This window comes from Paenibacillus sp. Soil522, from assembly GCF_001428245.1.
Classification (GTDB): Bacteria; Bacillota; Bacilli; order Paenibacillales; family Paenibacillaceae; genus Pristimantibacillus.
The window spans coordinates 35,438-61,475 of record NZ_LMRV01000001.1 but is presented as its reverse complement, the minus strand read 5'-3'; the positions used below and the strand labels follow the sequence as shown (position 1 = coordinate 61,475).

The window sequence follows — 26,038 nt, the reverse complement described above, 5'->3', positions numbered from 1 at the left end:
TCTCTTGCAACCATTCTGACGAACGGATTGCGGTAAAAGTTGCAGATTAATAAGAAAAATAACTATATATTTTTTAGTAACAGCTGCCAATGCATAATAAAATTCGTATTGTTAGAAAATCTTTATGAATAAGTGAAGCAAACTCTCTTACCGGAAAAAGAAACGAAATAAACTCCACATCAAAGGATACCAAATTTCTAGTACCCCGTATATAGAAATTGGCCAAAACCGACGGGAGGAGTTTGACCACTGTTAATACTCGAATGAATGTTGAAATAAATGACATGATAGCAGCAAGTGCAAGAATCTGGACATTAACCCTGCTGCATTAATGCTTATCGTAAATATACAGTCCTTCATCTGTCACAGTAAAACGGACCTCGCCGTTTCTGTCAGTCCGCCAAACGGCTGCGCCTGCACCCGCAAGCCTGGACAGGACGTCCGGATGCGGATGCCCGTAGTTGTTCGCCGCGCCTACTGAAGCTACCGCGCCAAGCGGACTCCAGTAATCCAGCCATTCCCTGCCTGTCGAAAACCGGCTTCCATGATGCGCTGCTTTCATTACCGATAAATTATTCATCACTAATGGAGAGTGCCGCCGTTCATTCCGGATAATCGCGCGTTCCGTTTCCGAATTAATATCGCCGGAAAACAAAAAGGTCGATTCATATAATCGCATAGCCAATACTACACTGCTCTCATTCTGCTCTTCGAGCTTAACCACCTCTGAAGAAGCATTAGCCGCCGGCCATAAAACATTTATTTCGGTTTCTTGATCGAGTTGACGCTTCATACCTGCTGTTACGCCGTACATCGGAATCTTGAGCGCAAGCGCTTGCCTCAGAAGCTTCTGCGCATCCTCCGATTCCTTAACGGTACCGTTCCACCAAATGCTGCGAACCGGAATCGTCTCCAAAACGGCCTTTAGGCCGCGGATATGATCGCTGTCCAAATGCGAAATAACGAGAAGATCAATTTCGCGCACGCCTCTCTTTAATAGCAGAGGGACAAGCACCTTCCGGCCAATCTCAAAAGGGTCGCTGCGCTCCTTCCATTCCTCTCCCGGCTTACGAAAGGACAGCGTGCCTCCGCCATCGATTAAAATATGCTTGCCGCTTGGCGTACGGATATGAATGGCATCGCCTTGACCGACATCGATAAAGCTAACCGTGCCATTTGTATTTAAAATATCCGGCTTATATGCATAACAAAGCAAAATAAGCGAAAGGAATAGGAGTGAATAAAAGCTTATGCTTACTTTTCTGTTCCTATCTTTAACCATAATGCATGCCGCAGCAGCGCCCAGCGGTGCCGTTTCCTCCGAGGCGGCAGCGGCTTCGGCACGGGCCGCTGCCAGCCGCCCCGTCCATACGCTGATGACTTGGAATATTGCACCAAGCATGATTAACCATGCAGCCACCCACCAAATAGGCGGAGACGCCCAGATCGTTCTAAGCGCATCCGCCTGCGAAAGCCGATCGACAAGCTCAAAAGTCCAATCGTTCGCATAATGCGATGCATAAGCGAGCAGCTTGCCGCCGGGCTCCCAGGGGATCGCGACGAGGAGCGCGACTGCGCCAAGCGGCATAACGATAAAGCTGATGAACGGGACGAGAACAAAATTGGCCAGCATCGATAGTAGATGAAATTGATTGAAATAATAGATCGTTACCAGAAAGGAAACGAGCTGGGCCACGACCGTAACGGCTGCCAAATCAAGCAGTGGCTTGCCTCTGCGCCATTGCGGCATCGCGCTGCGTACGGGCTGGACGCCAATAATTAAACCGACCGTCACGATAAACGAAAGCTGAAAGCTTACGTTTTCAATAAAGAAAGGATCGAATAGAAGCATAAGCACCGCGGCCGCCGCCAGCAGATGCAAGCCGTCCTTCAGCTTTCCCATACGCGCTGCAAGCAGTCCCAATACGGACATAAGACCGGCTCGGATAACCGAAGGTGAAGCGCCGGAGAACAGGACGTAAAAGGGAACGGACAGCATGAGAATAAGCAGTATCCCTTCGCGGCTCATGCGGGCGAATCGGAGCAGGCCACCAAGCGAGTATAGAAATACGGCGACGTGGAGGCCTGAAATAGCCAATATATGCGTTAAGCCAAGCCGCGAAAATTGCTGGAACTGCTCGGGGTCGAGGTCCTCGCGGATGCCGAGGACGAGACCTTTCATGTATCCGGACTGCGAGGATGGATACAGCATGTCCATCCGCGCGCCAAGCCAGGCGCGCGCGGCGTCAACGCGGCCGAGCAGAGCGGCCGCGGTCCAGCGGGGGCCCGGCGCCGGATCGACGGCGGCGGTGCCCTGCACGCTCAGCAGCCAGTGGATTCTCTGGCTGCTCAGGTAGCGGCGGTAATCAAATCCGCCGCTATTGGATGCGCCGGCCGGCCGCGACAGCTTGCCGGCCAAGCGCACTCTGTCGCCGCGATGCCACGCCGCGGCGATAGCCTGCTCCGGCTGCTCAGCCAGCCGGACATGAACAAGCACACGCTCGCGCACCTCCCGCGCGGCGTCCACTCCCGCCGCGCGGACGCGGTGCGCCTCCACGCGAAATACCGCGCGGTCGCCGTCGACCTCGACCGCGGACACGATCGTGCCGACCGCCTCCGCCGCATATGCAGCTCGCGGTCCTTCCGCCTCTGCGGCGGCCAGCAGGGCCGGCAGCTCGGTCACGTTGCGGGCATCCGCCCACAGTCTCTCTCCCGCGGCAAGGCCCACAGCCAAAGCACAGGCTGCCGCGAGCTGCCACGACGCCTGCCTGCACAGCGCGGCGGCCAGCGCCAGCAGCGCAGCGGCGCCCGCCGCAAGCAAAGCGCCGCGGCTGTTCAGGCCAGCAGCCAAAGCGCTCCCCAAAACCCAGCAAATCGCGAACCAGATCAACGGCCGCCGATTCATTCTCATCGCTCCACCCTCCAAACCTTTGAAAAACAAAAAAAGAACCCCCGACGCATCCAATTGATGCAATCAGAGGTTCCTCCTCCAGCTTATAAGCTCGTATTATCTTTGCTATGATGTAACATCCATATGCGCTTGAGCAGGCGGTTCGAAATGATCCAAACAACGGAATATGATGCCCTTCTGCTCCATCAGGCTGATCACCTTGTCACTATCCTTCGGATAGCTGCGGTGGTAGACGATTTCGATGACACCGCTGTTTGCGAGCATATTGGCGCAGGTCCAGCAAGGCTGGTCGGTTACGTAAACGGTTGATCCTTCACGATCGGCACGATCCGTGAACAGCAGCAAATTTTGCTCCGCATGTATCGTTCGTATGCAGCGCTGCTTTTTGAAAAGCTGCTCCTTGCCGTCGATCTGCTTCATCTCTACCTCCTCCGATATCATGCAGCCTGCTTCGAGACAGTCCTGCACGCCCATCGGGGCCCCGTTATATGCCGTACCTAACAGTTTTTTTCCTTGCACGAGAACGGCTCCGACATGTCTGCGCGGACAACGCGAGCGCGTCGAAACCATATAAGCGATATCCATAAAATACGTGTCCCAATCCTTGCGGACCGCATCCTGCGTTTGGGTGTTCATGACTCCATCTTCCTTTCTCTTGCTGCATCTGATGTTCTAGCTGCTCATCTATAAATCTTAAATTTGTTGGCTAGCCGCTATCGCTTGCATATATAAATTCTGAAATAAATATTTCCGAATTCCTGCAGCGCAAATAAATTCTTATTAAGTTTATAAAGGGTGCAATAACGGCAAGCAAAACTGAAACATACCGCTTCCTTCCATTCTCTCACAATTATGGACGGGCTACAATGCTATCTCGAATACCTAGCAGCAGTTTTTCACCAATTCCCTTGACTCGGAGCAAATCTTCAACCGACGCAAATTTCCCATTTTTTTCTCTGTCCTGGACGATAGCCTGAGCCTTGGATGGTCCGATTCCTTTGAGTTTATCCAGCTCCGCAGCCGTAGCATGATTAATATCGAGTCTGCCCCCCTCATTTGCTTCCGCTTTAGCTTTTGTTCCGGTCTCTGGCTCTGCCCGAGCTTTTCCTTTCGCGGTTGCCTCAGCTTCCGGTTTTTCCGGGGCAGCCTTATCCGATCCTGTGCTTTCAATCGCTTCCGGATCGGGAGAAGCCGGCTGTGCGGTTTGGCTTATTGCCTTCGCCGTTTTTTGTTTATTGCCGGGCTCATCCGCCCCGCCCTCATCATTTGGTTTGGCTAACGAAGCAAGCGCCGTTTCTACTGCGTCATTTAGCGGCACCCATTCTCCTGCAGCAGTCTGTTTGGGCTCCATCAAAGCAGCTGCCAGTAGGATAATGGCCGCCATAATAAGGATTGCAGCTAGTAAAAGCTGTTTATTAGACACTCGATAAGATGAAGTCTTCAATCGGCACGTCCCCCTGCAAACGACAAAATAGTTGGTAGTTAGTGACATATAAAACAAGTTCTGCGGAATAAGGTAAGAGAGCAAACGAAATGAATACGGATATTTTGATTCGGGATTTGCTCGCGCATGGCCTTAAATCTTTCATTTGAATCTGGTTATGCATACGAAAGTCCCATAGGAGGGTTCAGCATGAATGTCGGATTTATCGGAACGGGCACGATGGGAAGCCTGCTCATTGAAGCTTTTATTGCATCCGGCGCATTGTTGCCAACGCAAATTGCCATCAGCAACCGCACCTTTGCAAAAGCGCAAGCTTTGGCCAACCGTTTTTCCGGTTTGAGAGCCGAATATACGAATGCTGGAGCTGCCTGCGGCTGCGATATCATTTTTCTATGTGTCAAGCCTCTGGAATTCAAAAAGGTAGTCGACGAGTTAAAAGCAGTCATTAGGCCGAATCAGATCGTCGTATCCATAACGAGCCCCGTGCTCATTTCTCATCTTGAGGGTGAATTAGACTGCAGGCTTGCCAAGGTTATTCCGAGCATTACGAACTTTGTATGGAGCGGGGCATCGCTTTGCATATACGGTAAAACGATGCAGGAAGAAGACAAAGCGAAGCTCGAAGATTTATTAGCGCATATTAGCGAGCCGCTTCGAATCGATGAGAGCTATACGCGCATCGTATCGGATCTGTCAAGCTGCGGACCTGCTTTCATCTCCTTCCTGCTGGAACAATTCGTCGATGCAGCCGTCGAGGAAACGGGTATCGGCCGTGAGGAAGCTCTGCGAGTGGCAAGCGCTATGCTGCTTGGCACAGGCATGCTGCTAAACGAAGGCGGTCTGACGCCGGCGGATGTTCAGGAAAGAGTTGCCGTGCCCGGCGGTATTACCGCCAAAGCGCTAAACCTGCTTCGCCGCGAGACGGATGGCGTATTTAACCAGCTCATACGTACGACTCACGCCAAATTCAATGAAGATTTAGCCAAGGTTTCGAGCGCATTTATAGGCGAAGAGGTGAACGGTCAATAGCTGTTCTTCAGCTAAAGCCCGCTCACCTCTTCGGATTGCATTAATTTGCGACTATGTTGACCAGCTTGCCTTTTACCGCAATCACCTTGCGGATCGTTTTACCGGCAATAAGCTCCTGCACCTTCTCATGCTCCTTCGCCAGGCTCTCCATTTCAGCGACGTCCATATCGGCTGCAATGGAAATGCGGTCCGCGATTTTGCCGTTGACCTGAACCACGATCTCCACTTCCTGATCGACTGTCCAAGCCTCCTCATACGTCGGGAACGAGGCGTAAGTCAGCGAGTCCTTGTGTCCCAGCTTCTCCCACAGCTCTTCCGCGATATGCGGAGCAATCGGAGAAATCAATTGAACGAATTGCTCCATCGCTGCAAGCGGCAGCACTTCGGTTTTGTAAGCCTCATTGACGAAAATCATCAGCTGGCTAATTACGGTGTTGAAGCGTAATGCCTCGTAATCCTCCGTAATTTTCTTGATTGAACGATGCCAAGTACGCTTGAACGCATCGCTCGTTTCGCCGTCACCGATTTTGGCGCTCAGGCTGCCGTCCTCGTTAACGAACAAGCGCCATACGCGGCTTAGGAAACGGTACGTACCTTCAACGCCGTTCGTATTCCAAGGCTTAGTCGCCTCAAGCGGTCCCATAAACATTTCGTACATACGAAGCGTATCCGCGCCGAACTCATTTACGATATCATCCGGATTAATGACATTGCCGCGTGACTTGGACATTTTCTCATTGTTATTGCCGAGAATCATCCCTTGGTTAACGAGTTTATGGAACGGCTCCTTCGTATCGACTACGCCGATATCATAAAGCACCTTATGCCAGAAACGGGCGTAAAGGAGGTGAAGCACCGCATGCTCAGCACCGCCGATATACAAGTCAACCGGCAGCCATTGCTTTTGCTTCTCCGGGGAACAAATCTGATTATCGTTTTTAGGATCGATGAAACGCAGGTAGTACCAGCAGCTTCCTGCCCATTGCGGCATCGTATTCGTCTCGCGGCGAGCCTTCATGCCAGTCTCAGGGTCGATCGTATTAACCCATTCCGTAACGTTTGCAAGCGGCGACTCGCCCGTTCCTGAAGGCTTAATCGCATCAACATCAGGCAGCAGCAGCGGCAGCTGATCCTCGGGAACCGTCTTCATCGTGCCGTCCTCCAGGTGGAGAATCGGAATCGGCTCGCCCCAATAGCGTTGGCGGCTGAACAGCCAATCGCGCAAGCGGTACGTAATTTTGCCTTTTCCTTTGCCTGAAGCATCCAAATGCTCGATCATCTTTGCAATCGCATCCTCATTCGTCAAGCCGTTCAGGAATTCGGAGTTGACATGCGGTCCATCGCCCGCATAAGCTTCCTTCGTTACATCTCCGCCTTGCACGACTTCAACGATCAGAAGGTCGAATTGCTTCGCAAATTCCCAGTCGCGGGCATCATGGCCCGGTACCGCCATAATAGCGCCCGTACCATAACCGGCTAATACATAATCAGCAATCCAAATTGGCGTTTTTACGCCATTAACAGGATTAATGKCATAGGCACCGGTGAAAACGCCCGATTTTTCCTTTGCCAAATCAGTGCGCTCGAGATCGCTCTTGCGCGCTGCAGCTTCTTGATAAGCTTCAACGGCTGCTTTTTGCTCTGCTGTCACGATTTGCGCAACAAGCTCATGCTCAGGCGCCAAAACGCAGTATGTCGCGCCGAACAAAGTGTCCGGGCGAGTCGTAAATACGACCAATGCCGAATCGTGACCGTCGATCTCAAACGTAACCTCAGCGCCCTTCGACTTGCCGATCCAGTTGCGCTGCATGTCTTTAATGCTTTCCGACCAGTCAAGCTCTTCCAGATCATCCAACAACCGATCCGCATATTCGGTAATTTTCAGTATCCATTGGCGCATTGGCTTACGGACGACCGGATGGTTCCCCCGCTCGCTGAGGCCATTGATGACTTCCTCGTTAGCCAGCACAGTTCCAAGCGCTTCGCACCAGTTAACCGATACCTCTGCGACGTATGCAAGTCCTCTATTGTACAATTGGATAAAAATCCATTGCGTYCATTTGTAATATTCAGGATCCGTTGTGCTAATCTCGCGGTCCCAATCGTACGAGAAGCCAAGCGATTTAATTTGACGGCGGAAATTATCGATATTTTTGAACGTGATATCGCGCGGATGCTGTCCCGTATCGAGTGCATGCTGCTCCGCAGGCAAGCCAAACGCGTCCCACCCCATTGGATGAAGCACGTTGTAGCCCTTCATTCTTTTGTAACGGGATACGATGTCCGTAGCTGTATAGCCCTCAGGATGGCCTACATGCAAGCCCGCTCCGGATGGATACGGAAACATGTCTAACGCGTAAAATTTCGGTTTCTCCGCGTCCTCTATCGTTTGGAACGTTTTGTTCTTATCCCAGTATTGCTGCCACTTGGGCTCGACAACAAGCGGGTTGTAACCGTGAAATTGCTGTTCTTGACTCATTTGTAAATGTCCTCCTAAAAATATGTGCTGTAAGCTTACTGCTGAATAAAAACAAAAAACCTCCCGCCCCTAGCGAATATCGCTAGGGACGAGAGGTTGTTCTCCCGTGGTACCACCCTAGTTAGCGGCAGGCATGCTTTGCCCATCGCTCACTTGTCGCCTTTATCGCAGGCCAGACGGTGCTTTCCGCAGCCGATTCCGTGCATCGGCCCCTTAATCGCACAGCTCCAAGGCGAGCTTCATTTCGCAGCAGGACCGGCTTGCACCATAATCGCCGGCTCTCTAGACCTTACAAACGAAATTACTATTCCTCTTCAACGCTCCATATGCATAAAAATGGTTAGTTCCGATTATAAAGATCGAGCGGTACGGTGTCAAGAGAGCTTCCCTGCTCTGATCCTGACTCCAATCGCTTTCTTCCATGCAAGATTCGCTTATTGCTGGTTCTGCCTTGCCCTATACCAATATTCATATTGCGGCACATAACCGATTTTTTCGTATAGACGATTGGCTGGCGCATTATTTTTCACGACGAGCAAAAAGCTGTCAGTCGCGCCCCGTCCCTTGCCCCATTGAAGCAAATGCAAAATGAGCTGCTCGCCATAACCTTTATTCCGATTGCCCGGATCGGTGACGATATCATATAGTCCAATCCAGCCGTCCTCAATCACCGCAAATCCGCAAGCAACCGGAATTCCATTCTCGTGCACAATAGCGAAGCATTTCTCAAGTACTATTTGCTCCAGCATTTTGCGGGTAATCGATCTTTGCTCTTCCGTTAGACCGCTAAACAGTGCGAGGGTATCCAGCCAGCCTTCAGCAGGCACGTTTTCGAGCCATATATCAGCCTGGGAGGGCGAAAGCACATCGGCCAGACGTACCGTCTTAACGATCGTTTGGTCGATAAGCTCATAACCGCGGGAGGCAAGCTCCTCGTCAAGCGAGGCAGGCTGGCTGAAGGGCGTAATTTTGAAAAAGGTACGTATGCCTTGCTGCTCATACCGCTTCTCGCAGGCGCGTATTTTGGCGTCCAGCTCCAGGGTGTGGCCGTATATCGGATTAATCGAATTAGAGCGCTTCGTATAGCCCTCCGCAAACCGCAGCAGCCATCCATCGTAAATAAGCGTCTGCAGCGCCGGCCAGCCGTTCAAGCTCATTTGCTCAAGCCGAAAATGTTTAAGCTTCCTTATCGGCTCTATATGATGCTGGTCATGCCAAATAAAATCCTTGATATATTGAGTCATCTGGAAAGGATGCCTATCAGCATCCTCATATGCCGCTTCATATTGCTCATTTGTTAGTTCAGCTACAGTATCTATAATTCGTTTGCGGCTCTTCGCTGCCTGCCCGGCTAGCTCTTCTATTGAAGCGTTCTTCCCGTATGCCTTCGCAGCCTCGTTGAACGTATCATAATCGAGATGTTTGACCGTAAGCGGCAGGCCCGCTGCCGCCTTGGCAATCGCTTCATTATAAAAATAATCATCCCATCGCGCGATATGCGCTACGACCTCACGAACCGTCCATTTTCCGGTCGCGACGCTCTGATTCCATACGCGTGCATCGTCGTTCGCCAGCTCCGTCACAAACGATATCCATTCGCCAAAGCTGCGCAGCAGCTGCTCTTTTTCGGTAGCCATTCGAATTTCCTCTTCTCGTAAAATATGTAAACACTTCCAAGCGTTTCTCTTATCATACTAGAAGCTTCGTCTACGAGCGAGATGAAATTGATGTCATCCACAAAAAAAAGCTGCTCCATGAGCAGCCAAATGCGCTTTCTATCGTCACAGCATGCCGAACCGCTCAAGCTGCTCCATTTGATTCGCTTGCCGTAAAACCTCCCGCTGCTTCGGACCGAGTAAATCGAAATGCGGATATTCTGACCGAGCGTGAATATAACGGGGATTAAGGCCGTTATCCAGACACCAGCGTGACAGCTTCTCCATGTCGGAGCAGCCGACCTTCGTCACCGTTCGCATGTTTGGAAACCGCGGATCCTGCCAGTAATGCGTGAGAAAAGCAATTTCCCCGCGGGAAACTGACGCCTTCCATCGCTCCATCTCCTGTCTCTTGATGCCGAATGCCATCGCACCGCGCTCCTTTAATGTTCAGCTAATGTTTTTAAGTTTAGCCGCAGCGTCATTAAACAAGGATGTTCTTGACTCTGCCTACCTGACCACCTTCCAGCCTTACTTTAATGCCATGCGGATGCTTTGGCGAATTCGTCAAAATATCCTTCACCACGCCGCGCGTCAGCTTTCCTGTCCGTTGATCCTGCTTTAATACAATATCGACCTCAAGCCCCGCTCTAATGGCGGAGCGCTCTGTTCCATTCATCGTTAACCATTCCTCTGCTGCTCGTAATTTTGGCTTCCATCATAGCATAAGGAAAGTAAAGATGCACATTATAAGGACAGCTGTTATACTAAATATCAAACGATGTAAACGAAAAGAGGAAATTTATTAATGTCTAACGCATTTAACGCTTTGGGTATCGTACCTAAGCTAAGCGAATTGCTTCAACAAGATGGGATTACCGAGCCGACACCGGTTCAAAAACAAGCTATTCCGCTGCTTCTTAACGGACAGGATGTCATTGCGCAAGCACAAACGGGCACAGGCAAAACGATTGCCTTTGCTTTGCCTATTTTGCAACGGATTAATATAGAGAAAGAGCAAGTACAGGCTCTTATATTGACACCGACAAGGGAGCTTGCCATTCAAATAACGGGCGAGCTCAAGAAGCTTGTACCAGCCGTTGGCGCAAGCGTTCTTGCCGCCTACGGCGGACAAGATGTTGAAGCTCAAATTCGCAAGCTGCAGCGCTCGCCCCATATCGTCGTTGCGACGCCTGGCCGCCTAATCGATCATATGAAGCGTGAAACCGTCAGCTTAGGCAAGCTGCAGATGCTTATCCTCGATGAAGCCGACCAAATGCTCCATATGGGCTTCCTGCCTGAAGTAGAAAGCATTATTTCGCAAACGCCAAAGGCGCGTCAAACGATGCTGTTCTCCGCAACGATGCCTGATGCCATTCGCAAATTGGCAGCGGATTATATGAAATCGCCTGTTGATATTCGCGTGCGCAGCACGAATGTAACGCTGGACAGCATTACGCAAATCGTCTATGAAACGACGGACAGAAGCAAGCTGCAAACGCTGGTTCATTTGCTTGAGCGTCATCAGCCCTATTTGGCCGTTATTTTTTGCCGGACGAAGGTTCGCGCAAAGAAATTGAACAAGGAGCTTCAAGAACTCGGTATCGAATCCGATGAGCTGCACGGCGATCTGACCCAAGCGAAGCGTGAGCAGGTCATGAAGCGCTTTAGAGACGCGCGCCTTCAGGTGCTCGTAGCTACTGACGTTGCTGCACGCGGACTTGATGTTGAAGGTGTAACTCATGTTTATAACTATGACGTTCCGCAGGACGGCGAGCTTTATATTCACCGTATCGGCAGAACCGGCCGCGCGGGTCAAGAAGGGGCTGCCATAACGCTGGCGACGCCTTATGACAAAAACCACCTGCTGCTCATTGAGCAAAGCATTAACGCCAAGCTAACCCGTCGCGCGATCGATAATGAAGGCACAGAAACTGCAGTACGCCCGCAGCCTGGCGATCGTCCGGAGAAGAGCCGCGGTGCAGCTGGCAAAGGCGGCACTCGCAGCGCCAATGGCAAACCATCCGCGGACGGACGTCGCGGCGGACGTGACCGCTCAGGCCAATCGGATCGCAGCGCTAAGCCAGGCGGCCGCAGAGGGCAGCGCGAGACCGTTCGTCCCGCTTCCGGCAAACGTAACGGCAGAACGGCAGAGGGCCGTGGTCCATCTGCCGAAGTTGCTGGCGAAAGCACCGGCTGGGCAGCTCGTCGCGGCGATCGGTTCGAAAGCGGCAACGGAGCTCGCGGCGGTGAACGCCCGGGCAATCGCGGCAGCGCAGCTCGCGGCGGTGAACAACCGGGCAATCGCGGCAATGCAGCTCGCGGCGGCGAACATCCGGGCAATCGCGGCAATGCAGCTCGCGGCGGCGAACAACCGGGCAATCGCGGCAATGCAGCTCGCGGCGGTGAACAACCGGGCAATCGCGGCAATGCAGCTCGCGGCGGTGAACAACCGGGCAATCGCGGCAATGCAGCTCGCGGCGGTGAACGCCGCACAGGAGGCATTGGCAGTCCGCGAGGCGCAGAGCATGCTGCGGGCCGTGCTGCTTCCTCGGTAGAGAGTCCTTGGGAAGCAGCGCGCAGCGACGCTAAAGCAAGCAACCGCGGCGCCGTTCGCGGCAACGCCCAAGCAAGCGGCCGTGGCGGTCAGCGCGGCAACTCGCCTTCCGGCGGTCGCAATCATTCTTCCGCAGGCGGACGCAGCAGCGCACCGGCAGGCGGTCGCAACACCTCACGCAGCGGAAGCTCTTCAACCAAGCCCCGCGGCGGCCGCAATCGCTAATTTAAAGATAATTAAACAGGGCTGTTTCCGCAGGGTATTTAAATACCCTGCGGAAACAGCCCATTATTTTTATTCCATGCTCCAGTCAGCACCAAGCATATTCGCGCAGCGCTCTCGCAACGCCGTTCTCGCCATTCGAGAGGGCGACCGCGTTAGCCGCAAGCTTGACTTCCTCCGGGGAGTTCCCCATCGCAATACCCATACCTGCGTATTGCAGCATCGTAATATCGTTATAATAATTGCCAATTGCCAGAATACGCTTTCGGTCAATGCCACGGATTTCCGCCAGCTGCTGCAGCGCTCTTCCCTTATTCGCCTCCGCATGATGTACGTCGATAAAATAATCACCGCTGCGGATTGTATGAAGATGCTGCGGCCACTCCGCCCAATCCGCTTGCACCACATCCATCTGCTCTTTGCTTCCGAATACTGTAAATTTGACGAGCCCGCTCGGCAAGCCCTGCCGAAAATCTTGAATGTACGGCTTCGTGTGAAAATGACTGTACATGGTCTCCGCCTCTGGCGTCATACTCTCGACCATCATATCGAAGGCCGTATTCAAATCAAAATGGATTGCGTACTCGCGGCAATACGTAACGAAGCTCAGCAGATGGTCTGGAACCATATCGAATTGATGTACAACAGAACGGTCATCCGAGTTTATCGTTGCAGCTCCATTATGCGTAATGATCGTCCCTCCAAGCCCAAGCTCCTCCAGCACGGGAAACGCTGCGGATGGGCCCCGTCCGGTGCACAGCACAATTTGAGCGCCGCGTTCGGCAGCCTCATGCACCGTTTCGCGAATAGGCGCTGTCAGCACATGGTCATCCGTTAGCAGTGTACCATCTATATCTAAGGCGATTAAATCATATTGCAAGCTCATAATGCCACTCCTTTTCCTATTTATTATCAAAATGGTTTTTTCTCTTTATTCCGCCACTTGCCGATGAGAGCGGAGCAGCTCCACTTCCTCACCGGAAAGCTCGCGATAGGAGCCTTCGGGAAGCGATTCATCGAGCTTAAGCGGGCCCATGGACACTCTTTTTAAATAGACGACTTTCTTGCCTGCAGCTTCAAACATTCTTTTTACCTGATGAAACTTCCCTTCCATAATCGTAAGCGATATGGTAGAGTACGTCTCATTCTCCCGCTGCTCGCGTCCCTTAATTTGCAGGTCTGCAGGCATCGTAACGTATCCGTCATCCAACGTAAGCCCGGCTGAGAATAGATGCTTATCCTCTTCTCCGACATTTCCCAGGACGAGCGCTTCATACGTCTTGGCAACATGCTTCCGGGGAGACAATAGCTCATGGGCAAGCTGTCCGTCGTTTGTTAACAGCAGTAAGCCTACCGTATCCTTATCCAGCCGTCCCACGGGAAAAGGTTCGCGAAGCCGGTCCTGCGGCTCCAGCAAATCGATAACGGTACGCTCGCGTCCATCCTCCGTCGCCGAAATAACGCCCTGCGGCTTATTCAGCATAAAGTAAACGACATCGCGATAAACGACTGGCTCACCATCAAATACAACATCAGCCTCGTCCGGATTAACGATGAGACCGCTATCCTTAACAACTTGGCCGTCCACATTCACTTTACCGAGCTTTACCGCTCTTTTTATTTCACTGCGCGTCCCAAGTCCCATATGGGCTAGCAGCTTATCGATACGCATTCGTTTGCTCATCCTACATCCATCTCCATCCTGCCGGCAGTTCGTTTTTGATCATGCCTCCAGCATATTTCCCCCACCCGATCGGATAGCCGTCCGTGCAGACTAATAAATATCCCTTTACCGGCGAGCCTTCCTGCACCTGTATTTCCGACTCCTCTATAAATAACGTTTCCCCTTTGAGAAAACGGAGCGTCTGCTCATCATCTGAGCTCCAATTAACCGAGCGTACTGCATCTTCGCGAGTTAATCCCATCGCCAGCGGATGCGACGGCTCAAACCGGCCCCGAACGGCCTCTCCTACATACCAGCCCGCTCTCACCACGCGCAAGCCATCCAGTGAAGGCAGCTCGTCAGGCTGTATATATACGCGTGAGCCATAGGCCACCACTCGTCCCGTCCAGCTTAGGGCACCAATTGAAAACTGCTCCGCATACTGATGCCACAAGTCGATTGGACTTGCTTCCTCGGCTGCATTCGCCGCAGTGCCTTCACGGCCGTTAGCCGGCCGCTTATTGGCTGGCCGCTCCATCCCAGCGCTTGCCCATTCGTTTTTGGTCTGACGTTTGTTTGCGCGCCGTTCATCCCTATGATCCTGCTTCTTATCCAGCCGTTTGCCGCCCTGCTGCGGCGTCTCGCGCTTCAAGCTTCCTCCGGCGGCCCTCGCTGCAGGACGATTAATCGGCGCTGCAGCCAGCACCTGCTCAGCTTTCCGCTCGCCGCTGCGCCTCAGTACTGCCGCATAATGGCCTTCTCCCTCGATAAGATGCGGCCATAGCCTTACTGTCCCTTGAATGCTTTGAAGGCGTTCACCGTCAAGCTGTGCTGTCTCCGCTGCTAAATCCGTTCTGCCCGCCGTCCATCCGAATTGATGAGGTACTGCTTCAACAAAAAAATCATCATGCTCAGCGAGAAATGCTGCAATTTGCTGCTCGTTCTCCTCAGGCGAGAAGGTGCAGGTCGAATAGACGATTCGTCCTCCCGGCGCGAGCATCGCTGCTGCATGTCGCAAAATATCGCGCTGCATGACTGAGCATCGCAGGGTTGAATGCTTCTCCCAATCTGCAATCATGGAATCATCCTTGCGGAACATGCCTTCGCCGGAGCAGGGCGCATCAACGAGGATGCGATCGAACCATGCAGGAAAAACAGCCGCGATAGCCGCAGGCTCCTCGTTCAGCACGACGGCATTACGTACGCCGGCAAGCTCAATATTTTTCACGAGCGCCTTCGTTCGTTCCCTCGCGTTGTCATTGGTGACCAGCACGCCGCTGACCTGCAGCTTTCCTGCTATTTGCGTCGATTTTCCTCCGGGAGCCGCGCATAAGTCGAGCACGCGATGTCCAGGCTGTACGTCCAGCAATTCAACCGGAGCCATTGCACTCGGCTCTTGGATATAATAAAGACCCGCATGATAATGAGGATGCTTGCCCGGACGCTCGCCTTCCTTGTAATATAAGCCATCCTCAGCCCATGGAATCGGACGCACCGCTTCACCCATGGAAGATAGCTTCTTCCAATTCAAGACGCTAAGCTTCAAACGGTTGATCCGCAAACCATATACTCTTGGAGCCTCATAGGAAGACATAAATTTGTCATATTCATCTCCCAGCAGCTTTTCCATTTTTTCTGTGAATTTACGCGGCAAATTGCCGATCATGCTCATTTCCTCCTGCCAATTGTCGTCGATGTCCGTGCTCTTACATCCTCATACTGCTTTGTTATATAATATATTAAAGTAAGGACATGCCGTTTAGAAATGACTTGTCCACCCATAAACTCGTTTCGGAGGTAGTCGCACAAATGAAAAAGAAAAAGAAAGTGAAAATGATTTATGTGTACATCGGAATCGTCATCATTCTATTCGGCTTCATATTTGTACTGAACAACAGCGGCAAGACAAACGCCCTATATGACAAGCCCGTGTCAGAGCTAAACCCGGAAACACGCAAGCAGCTTGATGATCCTAACTATCAGAATATCATATTACCGGCTGAATTGGACAAGAAGGTTGCCGATAAGGAAGATTTCTTCGTCTACCTGTTCGCTTCCGACTGCCCGCACTGCCAGAAAACGACACCGCAATTAATGCCGCTCGCAGATGAGCTCGGTATCGATCTTCCGCAATTCAACCTAAGGGAATTCCCTTCCTACTTTAATAAATATAATGTCGAGTATACGCCAACTCTTGTCTTTTTCAAAGATGGCGTTCAATTGGATAAGCTCGAGGGAGGCCTGTCTGAAGGGGGTACAGAAGGATACAGCCTGGATGACTTCAGAGCGTTCTTCAACAAATATTCGGGAGCTGAAACGAAATGATGAAGCGTCAGCGCCTGACCGATGAACAGATCGCCGAAGAGCAGCGAAGCTCTCGCATTCGCGGTATCATGTATGCCCTGCTTCTGGCATTCGCATTCATTACATTGCTTACCGCATGCGGCTTAGCGGATGATGACAAGGCCGGCGCTGAGCATCAACACGGCTCCGAAACCTGGCAGACGACAGCATCGTATGACGAGCTTCCAGCCTTTCTCTCTGATTATACACCGCATACAAGCGAGCTCTACAAAGCGGTACACGATCACGCTGACATTATGAGCGGCGTAAATTGCTATTGCGGCTGCGCGGACGGACTGGCGGTTGAAACCCCTCACGACTCGCTCCTGCGCTGCTACGTGGCCGGGAATCCCGCAGACGAGGGCAGCGTAACCTGGACGAATCACAGCACAAGCTGCGGCATTTGCAAGAAAGAGATGGAGGAAGTCATCGCCTTAAGCAAGCAAGGCAAGACTGCTGATGAAATACGTGAAGCGATCGATGCCTCATTTAAGCCTAACAAATCCAGCCGCTAGTCTTGCCGGTTGTATATAGGAAACAAAAAAAAGTGGATGAGCGCTCGCTCAACCACTTTTTTTATATCTTTCAACCAGCATGAAAGCTGTCGATTTTTAAGTTTGGTTCGCTTTTTTGGCTTTCCCGATTGCCGCTTGAATATCGAGCGACAGCTGGTTAAGCTCATGGTAATCCTCTTTCTCAAACTTCTCGTTAAACTTCATTTGGAACTGCGCAGCTTCGCGCACCCGGTGATAGAAATATAAGTCTTGAATGCCGCTCAGCACCTTAGAGACCACATTGGACTGCTCCTCAAATTCCGTCTGCGCATCCAAAATTTCTTTGCGTATACTGGTCATTTCCGTATCGAGCTGCGATGCGGCTTCCGCCGCTTTTTTCAATCGGTCACGCACGTCCTCGGGCAGGCTCTCTTTAAACTTATAATTTAATGAATGCTCGATCGTTGCCCAGAAATTCATCGCCAAGGTGCGAATTTGAATTTCGGCGAGTACGATTTTGTATCCAAGCGCGGTTTGAACCGGATATTCTACGATCATATGGTAGCTGCGGTAGCCGCTGTCCTTGAAGTTTGTAATATAATCCTTCTCGTATACGAGCGAAAGATCTTTACGCGTTCGAATTAGGCTCGCCACTCGATGAATATCATCCACAAATTGGCACATAATACGAATGCCCGCAATGTCCTCAATTCCTGTATCCAGCTTATCCGAGGGAACGTTCAGGCGCCTCGCTTTTTCCAATATGCTGGATATGCGCTTCACCCGGCCGGTGACGAATTCAATGGGTGCGTAAGCTTCTCTTATCTTCAGTTCAACCCGCATCGTCTTAAACTTCACTTTCATTTCTTCAACCGCTTGTTCATAAGGCTGTAAAAAAAGATTCCAGTCTCTACCGTCCATCCGGCCGCCTCCTGTTCTTAAACGTGATCTGCACCTACTGCTTCGGCAATATTTCGGTAGCCATCTTTACGTAAACATTCCTTCAAACCGTTTGTCAATTCACGGAGCAAACCCGGCCCTTTGTAGATAAGCGCTGTATAAATTTCAACCAAGGAAGCTCCTGCGCGGATTTTATCGTATGCATCCTGGGCGGTAAAAATGCCGCCGGAGCCAATAATCGGCAGCTGCCCGCCTGTCTGTCTATAAATGGCTCTAATGACCTCGGTTGAACGGTCGCGCAGCGGCTTGCCGCTAAGCCCCCCCGCTTGCCCTGCATTGGAATGCTGAAGTCCTTTCCGTGACAAAGTCGTATTCGTCGCGATAATGCCCGATACGCCGCTTTCCACTATCGTTGCAACGGTTAACTCCAGCTGCTCGTCTGTCATGTCCGGAGCAATTTTGACGAGAACGGGTTTTGTTTTCTTTCCTTCTTTCGCTGCTTGTGCATTCATTTCCTTTTTTACGGCGCTAAGCAGATTTCTCAGCTCTTCTCCGTGCTGCAAATCGCGTAAATCGGGTGTGTTCGGAGAGCTGATGTTGACGACAAAAAAATCGCCATATGTATACAAATCGCGAATACAGGTCCGGTAATCCTCGTGAGCCAATTCATTCGGCGTCGTTTTGTTTTTGCCAATGTTGACGGCAATCGGAATCCTGTTTATTTTACGGCGTGACAGCTTCTCTGCCATCGCTGCCGTACCGTCATTGTTAAAGCCCATCCGGTTGATGAGCGCTTCGTCCGGCGGGAGACGGAACAATCTCGGCTGCTCATTGCCGGCTTGTCCCTTAGGCGTCACGGTTCCTACCTCAGCAAAGCCGAAGCCTACGCTGGAGAAGCCGTCCGCGGCCTTCCCGTTTTTATCAAGCCCGGCAGCAAGACCCACCGGATGTGGAAATTGTAATCCGAATAGCTGAGTCTCAAGCTCCGGCGACTTTGCTACGCCGTACATTGCATGCATCAGCCCGTTAAGTCCAGGCACTACTGCCCCTGCGGCCAAGCCGTCAATGACAAGGTGATGGGCCTTCTCAGGATCCATACGAAAAAAAATAGGCTTTAAAATAGAAGAATAAAGCAACGTACTCACTCCGATCTCAGATGTATGTTCTACCTGACAGTTTATCTTTTTTGCAACAAAAAGAAAAGAGCCTGCACGCAAGGTATACGCATCCGTTATATTGCGGCTTGTCTAGAAAACGATTACAATGGGATCATACTATTTATATCTATGAAATAGAGAGGTTGATTGTCGATGAGCTCACCAAAAAGAAAACCGGCAACGATAAAAGCCAAGCCAAAGGAAGAAGTCAATAAAAAAGCACTAATCTGGCTCAGCTCAATCGCCGGCGCTATCATTATTACGATCGCGCTGCTTTTGATTTTTACTTCGTAAGACAGCTTACATCAACCATTTATACACCTTTGCGGGATTGGTTTCGTTCTGGCGCGGCTCGAGCTTAAAGCGTTCGGCTGGCCGCTGCACCTTGGACGGAAGCGTCCCGTTTTTTATTTTGACAATCTTGCCAAGCGGCACCAAATCGAACAGCTCCTCCACATCCTCTTTGCCCATACGAAACTTCAAGCGCTTTTTCAGCCAGGACTCAAGCTTATTTGTATCCCGGTTTCGATTTGCCTAATGCAGGCATACAAAAAGCTCCCCTCCGCTGATAGCGGAGAGGAGCTTCTCATCCTAACAAAAATTAATAGTTAAACGGCACATCAGCAATTTTGATCGAATCGGTAGGACAGCCGTCAGCCGCATCCTGCAAATCGTCAAACAAATCTTCTGGAATTTCCGTGTTGCCTTTGTTTCCGTCAGCTTTATAAATTACTTCTGCAAGACCTTCATCATCATAATCATAAATATCAGGAGCGGTCGCTCCGCAAGCTCCACAAGCGATGCACGTATCTTTTTCTACCCAAGTAAACTTACCCATGGAAATCCCTCCCAAATAAATATACAAATAATCTCGTCTCTAACAGTCAAGCTTCAATCATCAATATATAACAAAGTATCATCCTTTTGCAAGGATGTCCCTCGAATTCGTTTATTCCTAATTAAGGTCGAGGGGTCGTCTCCCAGCATTCCTGCGGTTAGAACCGCATCCTCTCCATACTTATCGCGGAGCCGGTCCATCGCTAGCGTCAGCGCCTCCTTGCGGGGCTGCTGCTCGTAGCTGAATAAATCGAGCTGCATGGCGGTTTCATCCAGCAGCGTCAGGTTTTGCAGCGTAACTCCGAGCAAACGGATCGGTTCGCCGTTTTTCCAATGCCGGTCGTACAGCTTGCAGGCTTCCCTGTAAAAATCATCAGACGCCTGCGTCGGGGCAGCAAGCGTATGGGAGCGCGCAATCGTCGTCATATCCGGCTTGCGTATCGTAATTTGGACGGTTGTAGCCACCATCTTCTGCCTCCGCAGCCTGCGTCCCGTCTGATCCGCCAAATTAAGCAGCACGCGGTATACATCCTCGCGCGCGGTAATGTCGCTTGGGAGCGTCGTCGTATGCCCAATCGATTTATTTCGCTCCCTATTAGGATTAACCTCAGAGCGGTCGATACCGTGAGCCGCGGATTTCATCCAGGAGCCTATTACGCCAAAATGTTTATTCAGCAGCATTTCATCTGTTGCCGCTAGCTGACCGATCGTCCGTATGTTCAGCTTCGCCAGCTTATCTGCCGTTTTCTTCCCGATTCCGAACAAGGTATCGCATGACTTATCCCATAAGACATTTTTCACATCCCGTATGCGCAGTACGGTAAGACCATTCGGCTTCTTCATATCGGAAGCCATCTTCGCAAGCAGCTTGTTCGGAGCTAAGCCGATTGAACAAGGAAGTGACCACTCGGACATAATTCGCTGCTGAAGCGACGCGGCAATTTCCAGCGGTGAACCGAACATTTTCGAGCCTGTAATATCCATGTAGCACTCGTCGATGGAAACAGCCTCCACGAGCGGCGTGTATTGTCTTGCAATGGTCATAAAGCCATGTGAATATTTGCGGTACAAATTAAAATCAGGCTTTATCAAAATAAGCTCGGGACATAGCTTAAGCGCCTGTCTAACCGTCATGCCGGTCTTAATTCCTATTCGCCTTGCTGAATACGAGCAGGTCACGAGGATTCCCTTGCGCTGCTCTACGCTGCCCGATACCGCTATTGGCCTATCCTTATATTTCTCAGGTTCCTCTGCTTCATGCACGGAACAATAGAAGGCATTCATATCCAAATGAATGATAACACGGCCTTTGGCCGGATAATGCTCATTTACATTTGTCATCATTGTGCGATACACCGCCTATTCGGAACAATAAGCTTACATAAGCTTGGTCACCCCCAGCATACAATTCCATTAGGGCCCAGTCAACGCGTTCCAGACAAAGGGACAAAAATTACAAGCCCCCCTCTACTTTCACAGCAACAAGTGTTATAATAGTACATTATGATTTGTAAAGGCTATGAGTGAAGGAGGCGTCCCGTTAATGACAACAAACATTTCAATCTTTGATACGACGCTGCGTGACGGTACACAAGGCGAAGGGATCAGCCTGTCCGCGGATGATAAATTAAAAATCGCCCAGAAGCTCGACACATTGGGCGTTCATTATATCGAAGGCGGCAATCCGGGAAGCAACAGCAAAGATATTGAATTTTTCCAAAGAATCAAAGCATTCAAACTTAATGCCAAAATGACCGCATTCGGCAGCACCCGCCGAAAAAACAGTTTAGCTGAGCAGGATGCAAGCCTTGTGCGTATCGCTGAATCCGGCGTTCCCGCCGCTACACTCGTAGGTAAGTCATGGGATTTCCATGTACATACAGCGCTGCAGACGACGCTAGAGGAAAACCTCGCGATGATTTATGATTCGGTCGCTTTTCTGAAGCATAACGGCATGGAAGCGTTGTTTGATGCGGAGCATTTTTTCGACGGCTACAAGAACAATCCGGAATATGCCATCTCGGTGTTGAAGAAAGCACAGGAGGCTGGCGCAAATTGGCTCGTTCTATGCGATACGAACGGCGGCACGCTCCCGAATGAAATCCATGAAATCCTAACGCGAGTCCGGCAGGAATTATCGACGCCAATCGGCATTCATACGCATAACGATTGCGAGCTGGCCGTTGCGAATTCGCTTGCCGCCGTTGAAGCCGGCGCGCGTCAGGTGCAAGGTACAATTAACGGCTACGGTGAACGCTGTGGTAACGCTAACCTGTGCTCCATCATACCAAACCTCCAAATCAAGATGAACTACGATGTGCTGCCGGAGGAGAAGCTGCGCATGCTAACAGGAACAGCCCGGTACATCAGCGAAATCGCAAACGTACACATGCCAGTCGGTCAAGCTTTTGTGGGCAATGCCGCATTCGCCCACAAAGGCGGAATTCACGTCTCTGCAATTATGAAGGATTCGAAAACCTATGAGCATATTCAGCCGGAGCTCGTAGGAAATAAGCAGCGTATTCTCGTCTCGGAGCTTGCCGGACAAAGCAACATTATTTCTAAGGCGCAAGAACTCGGCCTTGACGTTAATACGAATAACGAGAAGACTAAGCTCATCATGGATCAGATCAAGGATTTGGAGCATCAAGGCTACCAATTTGAGGGCGCCGACGCTTCCTTGGAGCTTCTTCTTCGCGAAGCATTCGGGGGCGAGGCTAAGGAAGTTTTCAAGGTTGAATCGTTTAAAATGCTCGTTGAAAAAACGAACGGCCAAATGATATCCGAAGCCATTGTAAAAATCAACGTTGGCGGTCAGCAGGTTTATACGGCAGCTGAAGGCAACGGGCCTGTTAACGCCCTGGATAACGCCCTGCGCAAGGCGCTGGTGCAGTTTTATCCGGATATTGAAAGCATCCATCTCTCCGATTATAAAGTCCGCGTCATCGACGAGAAGGACGCTACAGCGGCTAAGGTTCGTGTGCTTATCGAGTCGACTGGACTGGACAATACGTGGAGTACAGTCGGCGTCTCTAACAACGTTATCGAAGCAAGCTGGGAGGCCCTTGTGGACAGCATACGTTACGCCTTGCTGGGTATGGTAAAGGTAGATAGCGCAAATGTGGATCCGCTCGATCGTATCGGTCTTGTGAATCATTAAATAATAAGGGCTGCCGGTGTGTCATTGTTGACGCACCGGCAGCCCTTATTTTAGCTTCTTACATCCACTTTTCAATTAAACGTTCCCATTCGGCATAAGTGATGACACCGTTGATTCTCTCTCTTATAACGCCCTCGCTGTCGATCAGGAACGTTGTCGGAAACGTATCGACTTTGTATTGCTTCGTCACATCGCCCGCGCGATCCATTAATATCGGAAACGTAAACTCATGCTCATTAACAAAATCTCTGGCTGCACGCTCTTTATCGTACTTCGTCGCATTTACGCCATAGAGCTGGATCACGTCTCCATATTGCTCATGCAAACGCTGCAGGTCGGGGGCTTCAAGCTCGCAAGGCCCGCACCAGGAAGCCCAAAAGTTGACGAAAGTCAGCTTGTTCTTCTTGCCGCCCACTTCATATGATTGCTCATCAAGCGCTGGAAGCTTGAAAGCCGTTGCCGCAAATCCCGCTTTCGGCTTAAAATCTGCAGCAGGAGCAGCCAGCGTAACCGAGTCAAGACGATCCGTTTTATATTGGAATACAGCTAAGCCAGCAAACACAAATGCAATCGCAAAAAGCGCAATGACGCGTTTCATGAAGTACCTTCCTTCTCTCCAAATATCATCATACCTGTATGGCTCCATGGTATCATGCACCGTATGGAAGCTCAACCCACGAGACCAATTAGCCATAAAAACGTCACGAATCCCTGTACTGGACAGCCAACCTCATGTTGTAAGCTTATTGTCGGCAAGCATATCGACAATCATACCTTTTACCCCATTTAGGGCAACAGAGGTGCGGAATGAAACATATTCCGTTATACTATATTTGCTGGAACCGAATGGATAAATTATTATTAATAAATACAGCTATTCTGCTTTATAATTAAACTCGTTTATCGGGAGGCGTTACTATGAAAGCGGGGCAAAATAAGGGTTATATTACTAAATCAGCCTATGAGAAGCTCATACAAATTTGTGCGAAGGCTAAGCCTCGAGAAGCTTGCGGAATCGTTGCAAGCAGTCATGCTGCCTTAGCCCCCACTGCTCAATTATCCGGAGCAACAGACTATCACGTCATTGATACGATCATCTCCATTACAAATACGCATATCGATCCAACGCATTCATTCTCCTTCGATCCGGCAGAGTGGACAACCGCTTATTATGAAATGCAAAAAAACCGACAAACGCTTGTCGGCTTATTTCACTCTCATCCACGCACAGAGGCCGTACCGTCTTCTAGCGACTCTGAAGGGTTTCTCCCTGCATCCGAGCTTACCTATTGGATTATATCACTGCAAAACAGCGAAGCTCCTCACGTTCAGCCTTATCGCCGCTCACAAGGAACGTTCGTACCGTTACAGCTAGTGCTTACTTAAATAAGCATATAGGTCACCTAGCGTCGTAATATTTCTCTCCAAAATCCTTGCCAAATAATTTTGCCACAGCTTAGCCGTCATGATTGAATCCTGCAGCGCATGATGCCGTTCCGTAATAGGAATACAGCAGCTCTCGAGCAATTCATCAAGGCTGTATCCTGCCAGGTTCGGCTCCAGCCATTTCGCTACCATCATCGTATCCAGCACTCTATGGTTTAAATTTATTTTAGATGTCCTCCACAGCGCAGCATTTAGAAACTGCTTATCATGACCGGAAGCATGGGCAATAAGCAGGCGCCTGCCGACAAACTCCATAAAGTCATGAAGCACCTGCATTAAATCGGGCGCATCCTCCACCATTTCATTCGTAATACCCGTTAATTCGATGATCGCTTTCGGAATTTTTCGCTTCGGGTTGACAAGACTGTAGAACGATTCACTCTCCACGAGCTCTCCGCCTCGCAACAAAACAGCGCCAAACGAAATAATTTCGTCGCCGTTCGTCGGGTAGAAGCCCGTTGTCTCAAGGTCAAATACAACAACCTCAAGCTCCCGGAGAGGCATGTCGAACATGGATTGCTTACGCTGCTCTTTATTGATATTTCGAATAAACGCCATTTGCTGCGCATTTTGCGAGCCTAGCATAGATGCGATGGCAGGCGTAAATCCTCCCATTTTGTATAGGTTCCACATGCGACCGACGCCTTTTGGTTCTTTCATTCCTCCACCGCCTTACGTAAGCCTGCGCATTGTTTGCTTGAATACCGCTCGCTGCAGCTTCTTGCCTAGACGCAGACTACTCTTTAATTCATCCGTCAATTCCTTCGTCAGCTTACGGCTGGACAGCTTACCATTATTAGCATATAAATCATTTACATTCTGTTCGGTAGTCATCAATCGGAGCCGCAAAAAAACACGAAATGCTTGGGCATATACAACTGCGTCCGACTCGGACATGTTCCCGGCCTTCACAAGCATTTTGATTCTCTCTAATGTCGAAGTTTCCCGGATACCGGACTGAACGGATAAGAGCCTAATCGAATTAACCATCGGTATATAGGCGCCGTATTTAATATCCAGGCTGCCAGAATCCCGGCCGTACTGCTCCTTTAATAATTGGCCAAAAAAGCCCAGCAGCACTTTATGGCGCAGCGTATTATCCAGCATGCGCTGCAGGATGATCTGATGGTTCAGCATATCGGTAAAAAACAAATCCTTAAGCTCATCGACCAGCCTATGCTCGCCATAAACGCATCGTCCATCCGCAATGATAAGCAAGTATCTAACAGCTTCCCACGCCGGCTCCTCAAACCAATGATTCAGCTTATTGCCCCACTCCGATAAAGACAAGCACCATTCCGGATTACTGCTCATCACATCCCCCTCGCAAGGCGGATAGCCAACCTTCCGAAGATTCAGAACAATTAGATCGCACAGTTCTTTAAAATATACTTTTACTTCCGCTGAATCAGTTACTGGATCCTGATAGACAACTCCGCTGTCTTGATCGCTTGACAATGTCTGCTCTTTCCGACCGCCGCTACCGAACAATATATACGCGTAAGGCACGGGGGGAGAACCCTTCCCCAACCGTGCCATTTCCGCTTCTGCGAGGATAATTGAGCGTTGAATAACCGCATCGTGCACCTCATTAAGTTGTACATTAAATTGTTCGACCGGACGCGTTGGGAGAAGAGCTTCCATCTGCTCGTGTACCTGATCCCGCAAGCTACGCAGCCCTTCTACATGATCGGCTGAGCCAATCTGCTTAAGCAGCTGCAATCGCACCGGATCACTCATG

Annotated in this window: 25 protein-coding genes and 1 other annotated feature; of the genes, 7 read left to right on the top strand and 18 right to left on the bottom strand. The window is 50.6% G+C overall.

Annotated elements, in window-relative coordinates:
• Positions 1 to 328: 328 nt before the first annotated feature.
• The 3 genes from ASG81_RS00295 to ASG81_RS00285 all read right to left on the bottom strand — a co-directional run bounded on the left by ASG81_RS00295 (position 329) and on the right by ASG81_RS00285 (position 4,355).
• Positions 329 to 2,911 (bottom strand): DNA internalization-related competence protein ComEC/Rec2, encoded by a 2,583-nt coding sequence (locus tag ASG81_RS00295; protein WP_155971045.1) that lies wholly within the window; start codon positions 2,909 to 2,911, stop codon positions 329 to 331.
• A gap of 105 nt (positions 2,912 to 3,016) precedes the next feature.
• On the bottom strand, positions 3,017 to 3,547 hold the full coding sequence (locus ASG81_RS00290; RefSeq protein ID WP_056627405.1) for a deoxycytidylate deaminase: 531 nt from the start codon (positions 3,545 to 3,547) through the stop codon (positions 3,017 to 3,019).
• A 214-nt stretch (positions 3,548 to 3,761) separates the two neighbouring features.
• A complete protein-coding gene (locus ASG81_RS00285; RefSeq protein WP_056627402.1) occupies positions 3,762 to 4,355 on the bottom strand; it encodes a helix-hairpin-helix domain-containing protein in 594 nt (197 codons plus the stop codon).
• 189 nt (positions 4,356 to 4,544) lie between these two features.
• On the opposite strand from ASG81_RS00285, the gene comER reads away from it, so the two are divergent.
• Positions 4,545 to 5,384 (top strand): late competence protein ComER, encoded by an 840-nt coding sequence (gene comER / locus ASG81_RS00280; RefSeq protein WP_056627399.1) that lies wholly within the window; start codon positions 4,545 to 4,547, stop codon positions 5,382 to 5,384.
• A gap of 40 nt (positions 5,385 to 5,424) precedes the next feature.
• Here the strand turns inward: comER and leuS are convergent, their stop codons facing one another.
• The 4 genes from leuS to ASG81_RS00260 form a co-directional block, all read right to left on the bottom strand.
• Positions 5,425 to 7,863: a leucine--tRNA ligase gene (gene leuS / locus ASG81_RS00275; RefSeq protein ID WP_056627396.1), complete on the bottom strand. Its 2,439-nt coding sequence runs from the start codon at positions 7,861 to 7,863 to the stop codon at positions 5,425 to 5,427.
• A gap of 81 nt (positions 7,864 to 7,944) precedes the next feature.
• Positions 7,945 to 8,190 (bottom strand) — a binding site (T-box leader).
• A gap of 107 nt (positions 8,191 to 8,297) precedes the next feature.
• Complete coding sequence (locus tag ASG81_RS31560) at positions 8,298 to 9,500, bottom strand: GNAT family N-acetyltransferase (protein WP_056627393.1); 1,203 nt, start codon at positions 9,498 to 9,500, stop codon at positions 8,298 to 8,300.
• 144 nt (positions 9,501 to 9,644) lie between these two features.
• Entirely contained in the window at positions 9,645 to 9,947 is a 303-nt protein-coding gene (locus ASG81_RS00265) for a hypothetical protein (protein ID WP_056627389.1), read from the bottom strand.
• Between the two features lie 55 nt (positions 9,948 to 10,002).
• On the bottom strand, positions 10,003 to 10,197 hold the full coding sequence (locus tag ASG81_RS00260) for a YwbE family protein (RefSeq protein ID WP_056627386.1): 195 nt from the start codon (positions 10,195 to 10,197) through the stop codon (positions 10,003 to 10,005).
• A 129-nt stretch (positions 10,198 to 10,326) separates the two neighbouring features.
• On the opposite strand from ASG81_RS00260, the gene ASG81_RS00255 reads away from it, so the two are divergent.
• Positions 10,327 to 12,300, top strand: coding sequence for a DEAD/DEAH box helicase (locus ASG81_RS00255; protein WP_056627383.1), 1,974 nt, complete (start codon positions 10,327 to 10,329; stop codon positions 12,298 to 12,300).
• A gap of 85 nt (positions 12,301 to 12,385) precedes the next feature.
• On the opposite strand, the gene ASG81_RS00250 is transcribed toward ASG81_RS00255, so the two are convergent.
• Genes ASG81_RS00250 through ASG81_RS00240 form a run of 3 tightly spaced genes read right to left on the bottom strand, consistent with a single transcriptional unit; the run spans position 12,386 to position 15,626 of the window.
• On the bottom strand, positions 12,386 to 13,183 hold the full coding sequence (locus ASG81_RS00250; protein ID WP_200961394.1) for a Cof-type HAD-IIB family hydrolase: 798 nt from the start codon (positions 13,181 to 13,183) through the stop codon (positions 12,386 to 12,388).
• A 45-nt stretch (positions 13,184 to 13,228) separates the two neighbouring features.
• Entirely contained in the window at positions 13,229 to 13,981 is a 753-nt protein-coding gene (locus ASG81_RS00245; protein WP_056627378.1) for a pseudouridine synthase, read from the bottom strand.
• 1 nt (position 13,982) lies between these two features.
• Positions 13,983 to 15,626 (bottom strand): RsmB/NOP family class I SAM-dependent RNA methyltransferase, encoded by a 1,644-nt coding sequence (locus tag ASG81_RS00240; protein WP_056627375.1) that lies wholly within the window; start codon positions 15,624 to 15,626, stop codon positions 13,983 to 13,985.
• 143 nt (positions 15,627 to 15,769) lie between these two features.
• Here ASG81_RS00240 and ASG81_RS00235 point away from each other — a divergent pair, with 143 nt between their 5' ends.
• Together ASG81_RS00235 and ASG81_RS00230 are read left to right on the top strand one after the other, a co-directional pair.
• Complete coding sequence (locus ASG81_RS00235) at positions 15,770 to 16,285, top strand: thioredoxin family protein (protein WP_056627372.1); 516 nt, start codon at positions 15,770 to 15,772, stop codon at positions 16,283 to 16,285.
• A complete protein-coding gene (locus ASG81_RS00230; RefSeq protein WP_056627370.1) occupies positions 16,282 to 16,818 on the top strand; it encodes a PCYCGC motif-containing (lipo)protein in 537 nt (178 codons plus the stop codon). Before ASG81_RS00235 ends, ASG81_RS00230 begins: the two co-directional genes overlap by 4 nt.
• Positions 16,819 to 16,914: 96 nt before the next feature.
• Here ASG81_RS00230 and ASG81_RS00225 read toward each other — a convergent pair whose 3' ends face one another.
• Positions 16,915 to 17,718: a GTP pyrophosphokinase gene (locus ASG81_RS00225; RefSeq protein WP_056627367.1), complete on the bottom strand. Its 804-nt coding sequence runs from the start codon at positions 17,716 to 17,718 to the stop codon at positions 16,915 to 16,917.
• 17 nt (positions 17,719 to 17,735) lie between these two features.
• Positions 17,736 to 18,833, bottom strand: a complete 1,098-nt coding sequence (locus ASG81_RS00220) for a quinone-dependent dihydroorotate dehydrogenase (RefSeq protein ID WP_081417033.1) — start codon at positions 18,831 to 18,833, stop codon at positions 17,736 to 17,738.
• Positions 18,834 to 19,007: 174 nt separating this feature from the next.
• Between ASG81_RS00220 and ASG81_RS31770 the strand changes: the two genes are divergently transcribed.
• Positions 19,008 to 19,148: a hypothetical protein gene (locus ASG81_RS31770; RefSeq protein ID WP_200961393.1), complete on the top strand. Its 141-nt coding sequence runs from the start codon at positions 19,008 to 19,010 to the stop codon at positions 19,146 to 19,148.
• A gap of 6 nt (positions 19,149 to 19,154) precedes the next feature.
• Here the strand turns inward: ASG81_RS31770 and ASG81_RS30515 are convergent, their stop codons facing one another.
• The 3 genes from ASG81_RS30515 to ASG81_RS00210 all read right to left on the bottom strand — a co-directional run bounded on the left by ASG81_RS30515 (position 19,155) and on the right by ASG81_RS00210 (position 21,032).
• Positions 19,155 to 19,337, bottom strand: coding sequence for a L,D-transpeptidase (locus ASG81_RS30515; protein WP_162254981.1), 183 nt, complete (start codon positions 19,335 to 19,337; stop codon positions 19,155 to 19,157).
• A gap of 118 nt (positions 19,338 to 19,455) precedes the next feature.
• A complete protein-coding gene (locus ASG81_RS00215) occupies positions 19,456 to 19,692 on the bottom strand; it encodes a ferredoxin (protein WP_056627358.1) in 237 nt (78 codons plus the stop codon).
• Between the two features lie 53 nt (positions 19,693 to 19,745).
• Positions 19,746 to 21,032, bottom strand: a complete 1,287-nt coding sequence (locus ASG81_RS00210; protein WP_056628259.1) for a DNA polymerase IV — start codon at positions 21,030 to 21,032, stop codon at positions 19,746 to 19,748.
• 202 nt (positions 21,033 to 21,234) lie between these two features.
• Here ASG81_RS00210 and cimA point away from each other — a divergent pair, with 202 nt between their 5' ends.
• A complete protein-coding gene (gene cimA, locus ASG81_RS00205) occupies positions 21,235 to 22,851 on the top strand; it encodes a citramalate synthase (protein ID WP_056627356.1) in 1,617 nt (538 codons plus the stop codon).
• A gap of 58 nt (positions 22,852 to 22,909) precedes the next feature.
• Here the strand turns inward: cimA and ASG81_RS00200 are convergent, their stop codons facing one another.
• Positions 22,910 to 23,449, bottom strand: a complete 540-nt coding sequence (locus tag ASG81_RS00200; RefSeq protein ID WP_056627353.1) for a TlpA family protein disulfide reductase — start codon at positions 23,447 to 23,449, stop codon at positions 22,910 to 22,912.
• Between the two features lie 320 nt (positions 23,450 to 23,769).
• Between ASG81_RS00200 and ASG81_RS00195 the strand changes: the two genes are divergently transcribed.
• Positions 23,770 to 24,237, top strand: a complete 468-nt coding sequence (locus ASG81_RS00195; protein WP_056627350.1) for a Mov34/MPN/PAD-1 family protein — start codon at positions 23,770 to 23,772, stop codon at positions 24,235 to 24,237.
• On the opposite strand, the gene ASG81_RS00190 is transcribed toward ASG81_RS00195, so the two are convergent.
• Both ASG81_RS00190 and ASG81_RS00185 read right to left on the bottom strand, forming a co-directional pair.
• Complete coding sequence (locus tag ASG81_RS00190) at positions 24,223 to 24,957, bottom strand: 3'-5' exonuclease (protein WP_056627346.1); 735 nt, start codon at positions 24,955 to 24,957, stop codon at positions 24,223 to 24,225. The genes ASG81_RS00195 and ASG81_RS00190 overlap by 15 nt on opposite strands.
• A 12-nt stretch (positions 24,958 to 24,969) precedes the next feature.
• Positions 24,970 to 26,037: a DUF294 nucleotidyltransferase-like domain-containing protein gene (locus tag ASG81_RS00185; RefSeq protein WP_056627342.1), complete on the bottom strand. Its 1,068-nt coding sequence runs from the start codon at positions 26,035 to 26,037 to the stop codon at positions 24,970 to 24,972.
• Position 26,038 lies beyond the last annotated feature (1 nt).